12 protein-coding genes are annotated in these 16,125 nt (G+C 73.3%); 11 read left to right on the top strand and 1 reads right to left on the bottom strand.

Annotated elements, in window-relative coordinates; genetic code table 11:
• The first annotated feature begins 2 nt into the window (after positions 1–2).
• The 8 genes from NRO40_RS12795 (at position 3) to NRO40_RS12760 (ending at position 8,279) form a co-directional block, all read left to right on the top strand.
• Complete coding sequence (locus tag NRO40_RS12795) at positions 3–1,019, top strand: ATP-binding cassette domain-containing protein (RefSeq protein ID WP_058943348.1); 1,017 nt, start codon at positions 3–5, stop codon at positions 1,017–1,019.
• Entirely contained in the window at positions 1,016–1,876 is an 861-nt protein-coding gene (locus tag NRO40_RS12790; RefSeq protein WP_058943347.1) for an ABC transporter permease, read from the top strand. Before NRO40_RS12795 ends, NRO40_RS12790 begins: the two co-directional genes overlap by 4 nt.
• 237 nt (positions 1,877–2,113) lie before the next feature.
• Positions 2,114–3,103: a ParB/RepB/Spo0J family partition protein gene (locus NRO40_RS12785; RefSeq protein ID WP_157901897.1), complete on the top strand. Its 990-nt coding sequence runs from the start codon at positions 2,114–2,116 to the stop codon at positions 3,101–3,103.
• A gap of 444 nt (positions 3,104–3,547) precedes the next feature.
• A complete protein-coding gene (locus NRO40_RS12780) occupies positions 3,548–4,750 on the top strand; it encodes a cytochrome P450 (RefSeq protein ID WP_058943365.1) in 1,203 nt (400 codons plus the stop codon).
• 51 nt (positions 4,751–4,801) lie between these two features.
• On the top strand, positions 4,802–6,019 hold the full coding sequence (locus NRO40_RS12775) for an FAD-dependent oxidoreductase (protein ID WP_058943345.1): 1,218 nt from the start codon (positions 4,802–4,804) through the stop codon (positions 6,017–6,019).
• Between the two features lie 81 nt (positions 6,020–6,100).
• Complete coding sequence (locus tag NRO40_RS12770; RefSeq protein ID WP_058943344.1) at positions 6,101–7,252, top strand: nucleotide disphospho-sugar-binding domain-containing protein; 1,152 nt, start codon at positions 6,101–6,103, stop codon at positions 7,250–7,252.
• A gap of 51 nt (positions 7,253–7,303) precedes the next feature.
• A complete protein-coding gene (locus NRO40_RS12765; protein ID WP_058943343.1) occupies positions 7,304–7,957 on the top strand; it encodes a dTDP-4-dehydrorhamnose 3,5-epimerase family protein in 654 nt (217 codons plus the stop codon).
• Between the two features lie 19 nt (positions 7,958–7,976).
• On the top strand, positions 7,977–8,279 hold the full coding sequence (locus tag NRO40_RS12760; protein ID WP_079047240.1) for a ferredoxin: 303 nt from the start codon (positions 7,977–7,979) through the stop codon (positions 8,277–8,279).
• 317 nt (positions 8,280–8,596) lie between these two features.
• Here the strand turns inward: NRO40_RS12760 and NRO40_RS30565 are convergent, their stop codons facing one another.
• Complete coding sequence (locus tag NRO40_RS30565; protein WP_306674867.1) at positions 8,597–11,392, bottom strand: ATP-binding protein; 2,796 nt, start codon at positions 11,390–11,392, stop codon at positions 8,597–8,599.
• A gap of 782 nt (positions 11,393–12,174) precedes the next feature.
• Between NRO40_RS30565 and NRO40_RS12750 the strand changes: the two genes are divergently transcribed.
• The 3 genes from NRO40_RS12750 (at position 12,175) to NRO40_RS12740 (ending at position 16,083) form a co-directional block, all read left to right on the top strand.
• The gene (locus NRO40_RS12750; protein ID WP_058943340.1) at positions 12,175–13,482 is read left to right on the top strand and encodes a cytochrome P450 family protein; all 1,308 of its coding nucleotides are present in this window, start codon (positions 12,175–12,177) and stop codon (positions 13,480–13,482) included.
• Positions 13,483–13,589: 107 nt separating this feature from the next.
• Positions 13,590–14,594, top strand: coding sequence for an L-tyrosine/L-tryptophan isonitrile synthase family protein (locus NRO40_RS12745; RefSeq protein ID WP_058943339.1), 1,005 nt, complete (start codon positions 13,590–13,592; stop codon positions 14,592–14,594).
• A gap of 136 nt (positions 14,595–14,730) precedes the next feature.
• The gene (locus tag NRO40_RS12740) at positions 14,731–16,083 is read left to right on the top strand and encodes a cation:proton antiporter (protein WP_058943338.1); all 1,353 of its coding nucleotides are present in this window, start codon (positions 14,731–14,733) and stop codon (positions 16,081–16,083) included.
• Positions 16,084–16,125: the final 42 nt, after the last annotated feature.

Below are 16,125 nucleotides of genomic sequence, written 5' to 3'. Positions count from 1 at the left end.
CGATGACCGACCGCGCCCCGACGTCCGGCCCGGCCATCGAGGCCGTCGGCCTGGTGAAGACCTTCGGCGCCAACCGCGCCGTCGACGGCGTCGACCTGACCGTCGAGGCGGGCACCGTCTACGGCGTACTGGGGCCCAACGGCGCCGGCAAGACCACGAGCGTCAAGATGCTCGCCACCCTGCTGCGCCCCGACGGCGGCGAGGCCCGGGTCTTCGGCCACGACGTGGTGCGCGAGGCCGACACCGTCCGCGGCCTGGTCAGCCTCACCGGCCAGTACGCCTCGCTCGACGAGGACCTGACCGGGCAGGAGAACCTCGTCCTGCTCGGCCGCCTCGTCGGGCTCACCAAGCGGGCGGCGCGCGCCCGCGCCGGGCAGATGCTGGAGGCGTTCTCCCTGGTCGAGGCCGCCGGCCGGCAGGTGAAGAACTACTCCGGCGGCATGCGCCGCAGGCTCGACATCGCCGCGTCCATCCTCAACACCCCCGCCCTGCTCTTCCTGGACGAGCCGACCACGGGTCTCGACCCGCGCAGCCGCAACCAGGTCTGGGAGATCGTCCGGGCGATCGTCGCCCAGGGCACGACCGTCCTGCTCACCACGCAGTACCTCGACGAGGCCGACCAACTGGCCGCCCGGATCGCCGTCATCGACAAGGGCCGGGTCATCGCCGAGGGCACCAAGGGCGAGCTGAAGGCGTCCGTCGGCGCCGGCTCCGTGCACCTGCGGCTGCGCGACCCCGAGCAGCGGGCGGAGGCCGAGCAGGTGCTCGCCCTGCACCTGGCCGCCGAGGTCCAGCTCGACCCCGACCCGTTCGCGCTGACGGCCCGCGTCGACAACGGCGACGGCGACCGGGGCGCCGCCGAGCGGGCCTCGCAGGCCCTCGCCGAGCTGGCCCGCCGCGGCATCACCGTCGACACCTTCTCGCTCGGGCAGCCCAGCCTGGACGAGGTGTTCCTCGCGCTCACCGACCGGAAGGCGGACCCCGCGTCCGCAGGCGTCAAGGAGGAGGCGGCGGCATGAGCACCACGACGTCGGGCGGGGCCCCCGCGCGCGAGGACGACCTCGCGCCCGTCCCGGCCCGGACCCTCGCCGAACTGCTCGTCGCCGAGGAGCGGCCCACCCGGGCCGGTCCGCTGGCGGCCTCGCTCGCCTTCGGCTGGCGGGCCATGCTCAAGATCAAGCACGTGCCGGAGCAGCTCTTCGACGTGACGGTGTTGCCCGTGATGATGGTGCTGATGTTCACGCACCTCTTCGGCGGTGCGCTGGCCGGCTCGCCGCGCGAGTACATCCAGTACCTGCTGCCCGGCGTCATGGTGATGTCGGTCGTGATGACCACCATGTACACGGGCATCGCGATCAACAACGACATCGACAAGGGCGTCTTCGACCGGTTCCGCACGCTGCCGATCTGGCGCCCCGCCACGATCATCGGCTACCTGCTGGGCGACGTGCTGCGCTACTCGATCGCCTCGCTGGTGATGCTGACCGCCGGCATGATCATCGGCTTCCGGCCGGACGGGGGCGTCCCCGGCGTCGTCGCCGGCATCCTCCTGCTGATCGTCTTCGCCTTCGCCTTCTCGTGGATCGGGACCATGTTCGGCCTGCTCGTGCGGGACGAGAAGACCGTGATGGGCGCCTCGATGACGGCGATCTTCCCGCTGAACTTCCTCAGCGACATCTTCGTCGACCCCGCCACCATGCCCGGCTGGCTGCAGACCCTGGTCCACAACAACCCCATCACCCACGTCGCCTCCGCCGTGCGCGGCCTCATGGACGGGCGGTGGCCGGGGGTCGACATCGCCTGGACGCTCGGCTGGTCCGTCGCGCTGGTGGCGGTCTTCGGCTCCCTCACCGTCCGCCTGTACAACCGCAAGTAACACCCCTCGCGAACCGGCCGGTGGCCGGTTCGCGCCCCGGCCTTGATCGTCAAAACCCCTGCGCACCAAGGCTTTTGGGGCCGTACGACCGACCGTGATCACGCTCCGTGAACTCCTTGCTTTGGCCTGTAGCAGGTTGCTAACGTGCAGGCGTAGCACCATCGATCATGGCGGGGGAACGCGGGGGATTCGATGAGTAGCGGTGACGGCGACGGCATACTGACCTTAGCTCCGACCTTGAGCGCGGCAACCCGCGCGGACGTGCCGGTCGAGACGCTCCTTCCGGCGGACTCGCCGCGTACGAAGGGCCTCGACCAGGAGTACGTGGACACCCTGATCGCGCTGGACGAGGACCTGCCGCCGATCGTCGTGCACCGCCCCTCCGGGCGGGTCGTCGACGGCATGCACCGGCTCGCCGCCGCCCGGGCGCGCGGCGACCGCACGATCAGCGCCTATCTGCTGGACGCCCCGGAGGGCAGCCTCTTCGCGGTCGCGGTCAGCCTCAACATCTCGCACGGCAAGCCGCTGTCGCACGGCGACCGGCTCGCCGCGGCCGCCCGCATCCTGCGGGAGAACCCGGCGCTCTCCGACCGGTACGTGGCCTCCGTCACCGCCCTGTCGCCGCGCACGGTCTCGCGGGTGCGGCGTTCGAGTGACGAGGTTCCCCACTTGAACACCCGCATCGGGCTGGACGGCAAGCGCCGCCCGGCGGGGGTGGCCGGTGTCGCCAGCGGCCGGCAGCGCGCCGGCGAACTGATGCTGGAGCGCCCCGGGGCGAGCCTCCGCGAGATCGCCCGCGCGGCCGGCATCTCCCTCGGCACCGCCCACGACGTGAAGAAGCGCCTGCTGCTGGGGCGCGACCCGGTGCCCGAGGGCCGCGGTGCCGCACGCCCCGAGCGGCCGCAGCCGCGCATCCCGGCCCAGCGGACGCCGCCGCACCGGGCGGACGGGCAGGTCCAGGTCCCGCGGGACTCCGGCGAACTCCTGGAGCGGCTCCGCAAGGACCCGGCGCTGCGCCTGTCGCAGTCGGGCCGGTTCCTGCTGCGCTGCTTCTCCGTGCACGACGTCGACGAGTCCGTGTGGACGCGGCTCGCCACCACCATCCCGCCGCACTGCGCCGAGGGCGTCAGCAAACTCGCCCGCGAATGCGCCGACATGTGGCTCCGTTTCGCCGACCGCGTGGAGCGGGAGGCGAGGACCGGTCAGCGCTCGCACACCAGCGCCTGAGACGGAATTAACCCTTCCTATTCCTCCGGAGAGATCGTCCGGAAAAGCCCCGCCCCGTTTCGGCCACCGAGACGGCCGGCGGGGCTCGCGCTTTCTCCCCCTCTTTCTCCCACCCACCCGCCGACCGGCGGGTTCTCGCGTTCCCGCCCCTTCCGCGGGGACGTGATCAGGACATCGAACACCGGCTTTCCGCAGGGTCCTTGTGAGAGGATTCCGGTACGAGAGGCCGGTTCGGTGTGCGTCGACGCACCGCCGCCGACGCACCCGAAGTCGGACCCGACCAGTCCCGCCCGAAAAGCATTCGTACCTCTTCTCCTCACCGTCGAATCGCCGGGATTCCTCGGAAAGCCGAGCATCGGCTTCACGTGTGTGCCACCACCACGGCGTGAGCGCCCTGGTTCTCCCGGTTCCGGCGCGATGGACGACACGCAGAAGGTGGCCATCATGACCGTCACAGAAACCGTCGGGGCGCCGAAGTACCCCTTCGGGCCCGTTGTCCGGCTCGACCTGCACCCGCGGTACCTGGAACTGTGCCGCCACGAACCGGTGTCCCGGGTGACGATGCCGTACGGCGGCGAGGCCTGGCTCCTCACCGGCTACCACGAGATCAAGCAGTTCCTCGCCGACCCGCGGTTCAGCTCGCACGCCGCGACCGAGCCCGACACCGCGCGCGTCACGCCGCTGCCGCTGCGCCCCGGCAACCTGCTCAGCATGGACCCGCCGGACCACGGCCGGATCCGCAAGGTCGTCGCCCACGCCTTCCGGCCGCGCATCGTCTCGCAGCTCGCCGAGCGCATGCGCGACCTCGTCGAGTCCGAGCTCGACGCCATGGAGGAGGCCGGCCCGCCCGGGGACCTGGTGCAGCGCCTCGCCATTCCGCTTCCGGTCCGGATGATCGTGGAGCTGTTCGGCGTCCCGTACGAGGAGCGCGCCGAGTTCCGCCGGTACTCCGACGTCTTCGTCGCCACCTCCGCGCACACCAAGGAGGAGATCAACGAGGCCCGCGACGGACTGGAGGACTTCCTCCGCAGACTCATCGCCAAGCGCCGCTCCAGCCCCTCCGACGACCTGATATCCGTGCTCATCGAGGCCCTCGACGCCGGTCAGCTCTCCGAGGTCGAGGCCGTGCGCACCGGCATCGGCGTCCTCATGGCCGGCCACGAGACCTCGCTCAGCATGATCTCGAACGTCTCCTTCCTGCTGCTGGCCCAGCGCGAGCTGTACACGCAGCTGTGCGAGGACCGGAACCTGCTGGACCCCGCCATCGAGGAGATGCTGCGGATCATTCCGCTCCGCTCGGTCGGCAGCTTCCCGCGGCGCGCCTCGGAGGACGTCGAGATCGGCGGGAAGCTCATCCGCGAGGGCGACACCGTGATCTTCCAGCGGGCCGCCGGCGACCGCGACGAGCGCGTCTTCGAGGACCCCGACACCATCCGTTTCGACCGCGAGCGCAACCCGCACCTGGGATTCGGCCACGGAATGCACTTCTGTCTCGGCGCGAGTCTCGCCCGCGCCGAACTCAAGGTCGCACTGGAGGGGTTGATGGCCAGATTCCCCACCTTGCGTCTCACCGGCACCGCAGATGATGTTCCGTGGAAGCCGGGCCTCATCGCGCGGGCCCCGGAATCCCTTCTCGTCGAATGGTGATGTCCCCCCACGCGCGGTGACGCGAGCCGCGGAAACGGATCGAGGGAGAACATGGCATTAGGTCACACCACGTGCGCCATAGCCGGCGCCGGCCCCGCGGGGCTGATGCTCGGCATGCTGCTGGCCCGGGCAGGGGTCGACACCGTGGTCCTGGAGAAGCACGGCGACTTCCTGCGCGACTTCCGGGGCGACACCGTGCACGCCTCCACCCACCAGCTCATGGTCGAACTCGGCCTGGGTGACACGTTCCGGAAGCTGGCGCACCAGCGCATCCACTGCCTGCAGGTCGTCACCGACGACGGCCCCCACACCCTGGCGGACTTCCGCAGACTGCCCGGGAAGTTCAAGTACATCACCTTCCTCCCGCAGTGGGACTTCCTCAACTTCCTCCTGGAGGAGGCCAACCGCTTCCCGAACTTCCGGCTCGTGCAGAACGCCGAGGTCACCGGGGTGACCACGGCTGGCGGCCGGGTCAACGGCCTGCGCTACACGGACGCCGACGGCGAGCACGAGCTGCGCGCCGAGCTCACCGTCGCCGCCGACGGCCGGCGCTCGGCCCTCCGGCAGAGCGCCGGCATGCGACCGCAGGTCTTCGGCTCCGGCATGGACATCCTGTGGTTCAAGCTCACCAAGGAGGACAGCGACCCGGGCGGCATGGTCGGCCGGCTCTCCGACGGCCAGCTCTTCGTCCGCATCGAGCGGCTCGGCCACTGGCAGGCCGCCATCGCCATCCGCAAGGGCGGGTACGAGGAGCTGCGCGCCAAGGGACTGGAGGCGTTCCGCGCGACGCTCGCCGAACTCACCCCGTTCCTCGCCGGCCGGCTGGAGGACGACCTGCGCAGCTGGGACGACGTCAAGACGCTCGACGTGCAGATCGACCGGCTGCGCCGCTGGTGGCGGCCCGGCATGCTCTGCCTCGGCGACGCCGCGCACACCATGTCGCCGATCATGGGCGTCGGAATCAACCTCGCGCTCCAGGACGCCGTCGCCGCCGCCAACGTCCTCGCCGAACCGCTGCGCGACGGCGCGCTGAACGACGAGCACCTGGCGCAGGTGCAGAAGCGCCGCGAGACGGCCACCGCCGTCACGCAGCGGATCCAGCGCTTCCTGCAGTCCCGCTTCCTCGAACCGTGGATCCGCGGCGAGGGGAAGTCCACCACCCCCGTCGTGCTGCGCCTGATGAAGCGGCTGCCGCCGCTCCAGGCCGGCCCCGCCCGGGCGATGGCCATCGGCCTGCGCCCCGAGCGCCCCATCGACCTGCTGCGCTGACGGCGGCGGCGCCGAGCCGCCCGCCGCCCGTGCCGCCGAGCACCGACGCCGCCCGCCTTTCCGAACGGAGAACTCCCACACATGCGTGTACTGATGACCATCACCCCGGGCACGGGACACACCTACCCCATGGTCCCGCTCGCCTGGGCCCTGCAGCTGGCGGGCCACGAGGTCATGGTCGCCTCCTGCGGCCCCGGCCTCGCCCTCGGCGAGGCGGGCGCGCGCACCGTGGACGTGGCACCCGGCCTGTCCCTGGACCAGATGGTGGGCAAGCTGGCCCAGAACCATCCCGAGGTCGCCGCCAAGCTCCTCCAGGAGGCGTCCGGCGTGCCGTACCTGGAGGTCGTCGGCGGGGCCGTCGCGGCCGCGCTGCGCCTCCAGCCGGAGATGGTCGACGCGGTGATCCGCACGGCCGAGGAGTGGCGGCCCGACATCGTCGTGCACTCGCCGCTGCTCACGCCCGGCATCGTCGCCGCGGCCAAGCTCGGCGTGCCCGCCGTCCAGCACGGCTTCGGGTTCGTCAACCCCTCCGCCGAGATGATGAGCCAGCTGCACGCCGACCTCTTCGAGGAGCACGGCGTCACCCTGCCCGAGGCGCGGGCGACCATCGACATCACCCCGCCGAGCGTCGTCCCGACCGAGCCCGGCATGTGGTCCATGGGCTTCGTGCCGTACAACGGCAGCGGCCCGCTGCCGAAGCCGCTGTACGACCTGCTCAACCGCCGCCCGGAGAGCCCCCGCATCGCCGTCACCCTCGGCAGCGGTCCGGTGCCGGGCGAGGCGGCCGTCATCCTGGAGCGGATCCTCGCGTCGGCGCCCAAGACGGACGCCGAGTTCGTGGTCGTCCTGCCGCGGGTCGACCTGGAGCCCTTCGGCCCCCTGCCGGAGAACGTCCACGCCTTCGACTGGGTGCCCTACAGCGCCCTGCTGGCGGGCTGCTCGGCGGTCATCCACCACGCCGGGCCGGGTACGGCGCTGGGCGCGATGGTGCACGGGCTGCCGCAGGTCATGCCCGCCTTCAAGGGCCTGGGCCGGCCGGTCGTCGCGCAGGCCATCGCCGACCGCGGCCTCGGCCGGATCGCCCAGCCGGACGACATCGGCCCGGAGCTGCTGGAGTCGGTCATCGCGGACGCGTCGATCCGCGAGGCCGCCGCGGAGGTCCGCGCGGAGATCAAGGCCATGCCGACCCCGCTCGACATCGTCACCCGCCTGGAGGAGCTGGCGGGCGCCTGACGCCGGCGCCCGCACGGCGGTCCGCCTGGCGACCGGGGAGGGACGGACGTCGTGGACGTGCGCGAGCTGAGGACCGCCGGGGCGTACCTGTTCGTCCCGCGGCCCTCGTCCGACGCGCGGGGGCAGGTGGCCGCCCCGTACGACGAGGCGGCCTTCGAGGCGGCCACCGGCAGTCCGCTGTTCCCCGTGCGACAGGCCACCCACAGCCGGTCGCGCCGGGGGGCGGTGCGGGGTCTGCACTACACCCGCACGCCACCGGGCACGGCCACGTACGCGCACTGCTCCCGGGGGCGCGCGCTGTACATCGCCGTGGACGTGCGGGTGGGCTCCCCGACGTACGGCGCGTGGGAGTCCCTCGTGCTGGACGCCGACCACCCGAGCGGCGTGTACCTGCCGGCCGGTGTGGCGCACGCCGTCGTGGCCCTGGAGGAGACCGTCATCACCGACCTGCGGTCCGCGCGGTACGCGGCGGAGGACGAGGAGACGGTCTCCGTCCTCGATCCGGAGCTGGGGCTGCCCGTCCCCGGCGGTACGGATCTGATCATTTCGGAGCGCGACCGGAGGGCGGTGACGATGGCCGAGGCGGAGCGGAGGGGGATCCTGCCCGGCCATGACGCCGCGTCGGCCGTGGAGCGGTCGCTGCGCGCGGCCGCTCTCGGTGCCGCGTCCCGCTCCACCCGGGTACGGCCCCCTGTCGTCCCGTGACGTGAAAGGAAAGCAGGAGATGTCCCAGGACCAGGACCAGCCCCAGGGACCGCGCCCGGAAGAGGCGCGGGAGAAGGAGCAGGCGCAGGCGCAGGAGCAGGGGAAGTGGCGGATCGAGGTCGACCGGCTCGTGTGCGCCGGCACCGGGCTGTGCCTCGGCACCGCGCACGGCCGGATGCGGCTGGACGGCGGCCGGGCCCGGCCGGTGGACGAGGTCGTCGGCCCGGACGACGCGGTGCTGGACGCGGCGGAGACCTGCCCCATGGAGGCGATCACCGTGCGGGACGCCGCCACGGGGGAGGTGCTCGCCCCGCTGCGGTGACGGCCGCACGGCACGCGTGACGCGTACGGACGCCCCGTCCGGCCCAGGTGGGCCGGGCGGGGCGTCCGTGCGTCCTGTGCGCCCCGCGGGGTGGTGCGGGGTCCGCCGGTGCGGCGCGTGCGGCGGGTATGCGGTCTGTGGTCTGCCGTCTGCGGTCTGCCGTCTGCCGTCTGCCGTCTGTGGGCGGTGCGCGGCGGGCGGCGCGAGGCAGAGGCCGGGGGAGCCGGGGTCCGTCCGTGCGTCCGGTCGTCCGCGCGTCGGGGTCCGCGCGCCGGGGCCGGGTGTGCGCGGGGTCAGTGGGGCGGGGGGACGCGGGGTCAGTGGTGCGGGTGCTGGGCGGCGCCCGCGTGGGCCCGGGGGCGGGTGCTGGGCGCGGCGGGTGCGGAGCGGGGCTCGTGCTCCTTCGCCTCGTGCGGGCCCTCGCCGTGGGCCCGGGCGTGGGCGATGCCGTCGAGCGCCAGGGCCAGTTCGCGGCGCAGCCCCGCCCGCAGGGCGAGCCGGCGGGCCGTCTGGTGGTGGCCCTCGCCGCGCTGGTACTCGCCGCGGTCGCGGTGGACGGCGCCGATGACGTTGTGCACAGCGGCGGTCAGGGCGGGGCGGCGGACCCTGCGCAGCAGGTGCAGGGCGGCGTGCCCGGCGTGCAGCGCCTCGCGGTGGCGGCCCTGGCGGCGGTAGACGTCGGCGTACCGGGCGAGGACCGGCGCCAGCCCGTCGGGCGCGGCGGTGCGCCGGGCCAGGGCGGCCGCCTCGGCGAGCCGGTCCAGGGCCATGTCGAGCTGGCCGGCCGCGGCGTACGCGGTCGCCTCGCCGGTCAGGCCGGTGACCTCGCCGTGCGGGTCGCCGGCCTCCCGGCTGTGCAGGATGACCAGGCGGCTGGTCTGGAGCGCCTCGGCGTGCCGCCCGAGGGCGGCCTGCGCCTCGGCGAGGGAGGCGAGGACGGCGTTCTCCTCGGCGGTGCGCGCGTCGGTGCGGCTCAGCAGCACCAGTGCGCGGTGCAGGGCGGAGATGGCGCTCTCGTACTGGCCGAGGGCGTTGTGGAAGGCGCCGATCCGGCTGAGGCAGTGCGCGGCGCCGGCCCGGTCGCCGGTGCGCTCGGACAGGGACAGCGCCTCGCGGGCGCACTCCAGGCCCTCCGCGACCCGTCCGAGCCGTCCGTAGGGCGCGGCCAGGCCGGTGAGGGCGGCGCGCTCCAGGGCCGGGTCGCCCAGCCGCCGGGCGGCGGTCGCGGCCTTGCGGAGCACCGCCAGCTCGTCCTCGACGTGGCCGCCGGCGTGCAGGCACGGCGCGAGCGCGAGGGACAGGCGGGCGACGTGGCGGTCGGCCCCGGACTCCTCGGCGTGACCGAGCACCGCCAGGAGGTTGGCCCGTTCCGCGTCGAACCAGGCCAGTGCGGCGGTCGCGTCGCGCGGGGGCGGCGGGGGCGGCGGTACGGCCGCCGGGGACCGGTGCTCCGCCGCCGGGCGCGAGGGCTCGCGGCCCGGTTCGACCAGCGCGGCGGCGTCCTCGGCGGCCGTCAGGTAGTGGTCGAGCAGCCGGCGGCGCGCCTCGCCGGCGGCCTGGGGCCGGTGCGCGGCGGCGTCCCGGGCGAGGGCGCGGACCAGGGGGTGGAAGGTGTAGCGGCCGGGGGTGCGCTGGTCGAGGAGCCGCGCGTCGAGCAGGTCCTCCAGCCGGGCCTCGGCCGTCTGCGGGGCGAGCCCGGCGAGCGCGGCGGCGGCGGGCCCGTCGACGTCCGTGCCGGGGTGGGCGCCCAGGAGGCCGAACAGCTCCTGGTGGCCGGCGGGCATGGCCGCGTACGACAGTTCGAGCGCGGTGCGGACGCTGCGGTGCTCGACGGTCAGCTCGTCCAGGCGGGTGGCGTCGTCGCGCAGCCGTCCGGCCAGGTAGGCGAGGCTCCACTGGGGGCGGTTGGTCAGCCGGGAGGCGACGACGCGCAGGGCCAGTGGCAGCCGGCCGCACAGGGAGACGAGTTCGGCGGCGGCCTCCTGCTCGGCGGCGACGCGGCGGTGGCCGAGGACGCGGCCGAGGAGCGCCAGCCCGTCGGCCGCCGGGGGCGGCGCGAGCGGCAGGGCGGTGGCGCCGTCCAGCTGGGCGAGGCTCGGCCGGCTGGTGACGAGGACCAGGCAGTCCGGTCCCGCGGGGATCAGCGGGCGCACCTGGTCGGAGGCGGCGGCGTTGTCGAAGAGGAGCAGCATGCGGCGGTCCGCGGTCATGCCGCGCCACAGGCCCTCGCGGTCCGACAGGTCGTCGGGGAGGCGGTCGCCGGGGACGCCGAGGGCCCGCAGCAGCGTGCCGAGCGCCTCGTGTGGGGCGAGCGGCGGGCCGTGCGGGCTGAAGCCGCGCAGGTCGAGGAAGACCTGGCCGTCGGGGTAGCGGTCGGCGAGCCGGTGCGCCGCGTGGACGGCGAGGGTGGTCTTGCCGCTGCCGGCCATCCCGTCGACGGTGACGATCCGCACGGCCGGGTGGGCGGCGCCGCCGTCCGGGGCGGACGCCTGGGCGAGGAGCCGCGCGAGCTCCGCCTCCCGGCCGGTGAAGTCGGGCAGGTCGTGCGGGAGGGAGCGGGGCGGCGGCGTCGGGGGCTGGGCGGCCGCGGGGCCGTGGGCGGCGGCGGGGGAGCGGTCGAGGCCGGGCTCGTTGCGCAGGATCTGCTGGTAGCGGTAGTTGACGGCGCTGCTCGGGTCGATGCCGAGCTGCTCGGCGAGGAGGTTGCGCAGGTCGTGGTAGACGCGCAGCGCGTCGGCCTGCCGGCCCACCCGGTACAGGGCGACCATCAGCAGCGCGCTGAGGGACTCGCGCAGCGGGTGCTCGGCGACCAGCGGCAGCAGTTCGGTCACGGCGTCGTGGGCGCGGCCCTGCTCCAGGCGGAGTTCGAGGAGGCGTTCGCGGGCGCCCAGGTAGCGGTCCTCCAGGGCGGCGGCCGCGGAGGTGAGGACGGGGCTGCGGCTGTCGGGCAGGACCCGTCCGCGGTACAGGCCGAGGGCGGTCTCCAGGGCGGCGACCTCACCGTCGACGGTGGCGCACCGGCGGGCCTCGTCGAGGGCCCGGTCGAAGCGGAGGAGATCGAGTTGGTCCTCGCCGACGATGATCCGGTATCCCGGTCCGTCGGTGACGAGCATTTCCGGCGCGTCGGGAATGCGTGAACGGAGATCGGCGACGATCTTACGAATCTGGTGTTCCGCCGTCGCGGGCGGAACGCGTTCCCACACCGCTTCGACGAGATGGGAAATCGGAACGAGCCGATTCGCCTCCAGCAGCAGGGCGCCGAGAACCGCGCGGGCGCGCGGACCGCCCAGGTGGAGATCTTGTTCTCCGACCGAAACCACCAACGTGCCCAGAATGCCAAACCGGACAGCGCTCCCCCGTGAGGCCATCATGGAAACTCACTCTATGGGATGAACCAGGCGCATGAGGCAGTCATTTAAGCCAGTTGTTTGATCAATTCTGGTCACCCGTGAACGAGTTGACGGATGAACAGATCCAACTTGACATGTCGACCTGTGGCCAAGAATACTCGCTCACTGTTGGTGACTTGTACGCGTAGACGGTTCGCATGTGACGCCGCGCACAAGCCGGTGGTGAAACGCCGGGAACACCACTGACGGACCGTCGGAACGGTTCCGTCCCCCTCGCGCAGTACCGATACGACCCCCCGCCGCGTTCCGCGCCCCACCGTGCCGCCCCCGCGTCACGGCGTCCCACCGCGTCCCCTCACGCGCCACCAGGCACCACCCCACGCACGACGGCACCTCACGCCCCACCGCGTACCACCACCCCCACCGCTCCACGCCCCGCGCCGCTTCGGCGCGCCCGCGCTCGGTCGACCGCGCGCGCAGCGTTCCGCGAACCCCACCGCTCCCACCCGGGACCGGACCGCCCCTCAGGAAGGAAGCACCACGCCATGCCGCGTTCCGAACCGCTGCCGCTCTACGGCAAGGAGTACAAGGCCGACCCGTACCCGCTGTACCGGAAGCTCCGCGAGGAGGGCCCGGTCCACCGGGTCAACTTCCCCAGCGGCGTCAACGCGTGGCTGGTCACCGGGTACGAGGCGGCGCACGGCGCCCTCAACGACGACCGCCTCGGCAAGAACCACGACCTCGGCAACAAGGCGTGGCGCGACCGGGCGGCGATCATGCCGGAGCCGCAGCACTCCCAGCTCCAGGTGCACCTGCTGCACCAGGACCCGCCGAAGCACACGGTCATGCGCAAGCTCGTCACCGAGGCGTTCACGCCCCGCAACGTCGAGCGGAAGCGGGCGCGCTTCGAGGAGATCGCCACGGAGCTGCTCGACGCCGCGCTCGGCGCGTCCGAAGCCGAGGACGGCAGCGGCGTCGTCGACGTCGTCGGCGCCTTCGCCGCCCACTACCCCTTCCGCGTCCTCGCCGAGGTCATCGGCCTGCCCGAGGCCATCGCCGCCGGCTTCGACCGCGACTGGGGCAAGGTCGTCCAGCCCGTCGGCCCCAGCGACCCGCTGCGTCCCGTGTACGAGGGGCGCCTGCGCGGCCTGCAGAACTACATCGCCGAGGTCGTCGAGCACAAGCGCGCCCACCCCGGTGACGACCTGCTCACCAAGCTCGTCCGGGCCTGCGAGGCCGGCGAGATCACCAAGGAGGAGCAGGACTCCATCGTCTTCCAGCTCCTCGTCGCCGGACAGGAGCCGGTGACCAACCAGATCACCACCGCCCTCGTCGCCCTCCTGCGCCACCCCGCCCAGCTGCGCCGCCTCCAGGAGGCCGTCGGCGGCGAGATGAGCGACGCGGACAAGGCGTTCCTCGTCCGCGCCGTCGAGGAACTCCTGCGCTACGACAGCGCCTTCGAGCTCACCACGTGGCGGTTCTTCGCCGAGGACTCCGACCTCTACGGCACCACCGTCCCCGCCGGCGACTCCGTCATCGTGTCGCTCTGCGCCGCCAACCGCGACCCCGAGCGCTTCCCCGACGCGGACACCCTCGACCTCGACCGCTCGCCCAACCCGCACATGGCCTTCGGGCACGGCATCCACTTCTGCCCCGGCGCGGCCCTCGCCCGCGTCGAGCTCCAGATAGCCGTCCGCGAACTGCTCAACCGACTGCCGCAGATCCGCCTCGCCGTGCCGGACGAGGAGCTCGTCTGGGTCGGCGCCGTCCTCGCCCGCGGCCTCAACGAACTGCCCGTCGCCTACGGCCCCGCGGACGCCACCCCGCGCGGCGGCTGCCCCGTACGGCACTGAACAGGCCCGGTCGCGTGCCCACCGCACCGCACCCGGCCGGGCACGCCGGGACCGCCCCCGGACCACACCTCCCCGCACCACGACTCACGGAAGCGAGCCGATCAGCCATGTCCGAGTCCGCCACCACGACGAGCCACGCCCTGACGCCCGAGGTCGAGCGCATCAGCCACGAGATCGTGCGGCTGCTCATCCCGCACCGGCGCACCGTCGAGCCCGACACCCATCTGGACAAGACGGACGACTTCCCGGAGCAGCTGGCCCAGATACGGGACTTCGTCGCCAACAACGAGCAGGTGATCTTCAGTCTGCCCGGCTTCCCGTGCAAGTCGCCCAACCTGGACAAGGTCTTCAGCCACCTCCCCGACCACGGCGAGCGGCTCGCGCTGCGCTTCCTCGACTCCCTGTGCGCCGAGATCGAGAAGGTCTACGCGCCCGGAGCCAAGGTCCTCATCTGCTCCGACGGCCACATCTTCGGTGACGTCATCCACGTACCGGACGCGCACATCGACGCGTACAACGACGCCATCGCCGACATGATCCGCGCCGAGGGCCTCGCCGACCACCTCGACACCTTCGACCTGCGCGACGTGTACGGCCCCGACCTCACGTACGACGAGAAGCGCCAGCGCGCCGCCGTGACCCTGGGCCCCTCGCTGGAGGAGCTGCGGGCCGAGGTGCGCGAGGACGAGTCGTCCCTGCGCATGTACCGCGGCATCACCCGCTTCCTGGTGGAGGACACCGCGAACTGGGAGGGCACCCGGTCGGCGCTCCAGCGCGACTGCCGCCGCCGCGCCTACGAGGTCATCCTCCGCAGCCGCGCCTGGAGCGAGCTGATCGCCGAGAGCTATCCGCGCAACGTCCGCCTCTCCATCCACCCGCAGAACCGCGGCTCCATCAAGTTCGGCATCCGTCTGCTGGGCGCCGCCGACGCGTGGACCACCCCGTGGCACTCCACCCTGCTGCACCGCACGGACGGCACCTGGGAGCTGATGCACCGCCGCGACGCCCAGAAGATCGGCCGGGAGGTCTACGTCGACGGCCGCCCCAGCCACTTCGAGGCGATCGGCACCGGCACCGGCTCCGACGCCGAGGACCGGCCCGCGGCGGCGTGACGTCCGCCCCGCCCGGCCGGCGCGACCCCCGCGGTCCCGCCGGCCGGGCGCGCCCGGACCGCGGGGTCCCCGCCACGGCGGACCGGACCCTGCGGCCCACCCGGCCCGAGACGTCGTACGGAAAGGAGTGCCCCTCATGACCGTGGCCGCCTCGGTGGTCGAGCCCCTCCCCAGCCACGCACTGCTGATCCTGCTGCTCCAGGTGGGCGTGCTGCTGCTGGCCGCACTGGTCCTCGGCCGCCTCGCCGAGCGGCTGGGCATGCCGGCGGTCGTCGGGGAGCTGACGGCCGGGGTGCTCCTCGGGCCGTCGCTGCTGTTCCACGTCGCGCCCGGCGTGGGGAACTGGCTGTTCCCGCAGACCGCCGAGCACATGCACCTGCTCGACGCGGTCGGACAACTGGGCGTCATCCTGCTCGTCGGCTTCACCGGCATCCACCTCGACCTGAAGCTCGTCCGCAGGCAGGGGGCCCGCGCGGTGGGCGTCGGCGCCGCCGGACTGCTGGTGCCGCTCGCCCTCGGCGCCTGGCTCGGCTTCGTCCTGCCCGCGCAGCTGCGCGCCCCGGGCGCCGACCAGACCGTGTTCGCGCTCTTCGTCGGCGTGGTGATGTGCGTCAGCGCCATCCCCGTCATCGCGCGGACCCTCATCGACATGAAGCTCATCCACCGGGACATCGGCCAGATGATCCTGGTCGCGGGCACCATCGACGACGCCGTCGGCTGGGTGCTCCTGTCCCTGATCGCCGCCATGGCCACCACGGGCCTGTACGCCGGCGAGGTGGTCACCACCCTCGGCGAGGTCGGTCTGCTCCTCGCCGCCACCATGACCGTCGGCCGGCTCGTCGTCGGCGCCGCCATGCGCGCCGCCGCGCGGTCCTCCGTACCGGGCCTGTCCGTGGTCACCGCCGTCGTCCTGATGACCCTGTCGGCCGCCGGGACCCACGCGCTCGGCCTGGAGGCCGCCCTGGGGGCGTTCCTCTGCGGCATCCTCGTCGGCGGCACCAAGGACTTCGACGCGTCGGCGCTGTCCCCGCTCAACACCACCGTGATGGTGGTCCTCGCGCCGCTGTTCTTCGCCACCGCCGGACTGCGCATGGACCTCACCTCCCTCGCCGACCCGGTGGTCGCGCTGTGGGGGCTCGCCGTCTTCGCCGTCGCCGTGGCCGGGAAGTTCCTCGGCGCGTTCATCGGCGGGGCGGCCACCCGGATGAACCGCTGGGAGTGCCTCGCCCTGGGCGCCGGGATCAACGCCCGCGGCGTCATCGAGGTCATCATCGCCCTCATCGGCGTCCGCCTCGGACTGCTCACCGTGGAGATGTACTCCATCGTCGTCCTCGTCGCCGTCCTCACCTCGCTCATGGCCCCGCCGCTGCTCCGGATGGCCATGAACCGCGTCGAGCAGACCGCCGAGGAGGAACTGCGCGGTGACCGCTTCCTGGCGCCGCCACCGCCACCCAAGGCGCCCGCGACGAGCACCACCGCCGACTCGTGACCGGGACGGCCGCGCCGACGCACCCACCACTTCCGGAAGGGA

Origin of the sequence: Streptomyces changanensis, assembly GCF_024600715.1 — a bacterium.
Classification (GTDB): Bacteria; Actinomycetota; Actinomycetes; order Streptomycetales; family Streptomycetaceae; genus Streptomyces; species Streptomyces changanensis.
This window is presented reverse-complemented; position numbering and strand designations above follow the sequence as displayed.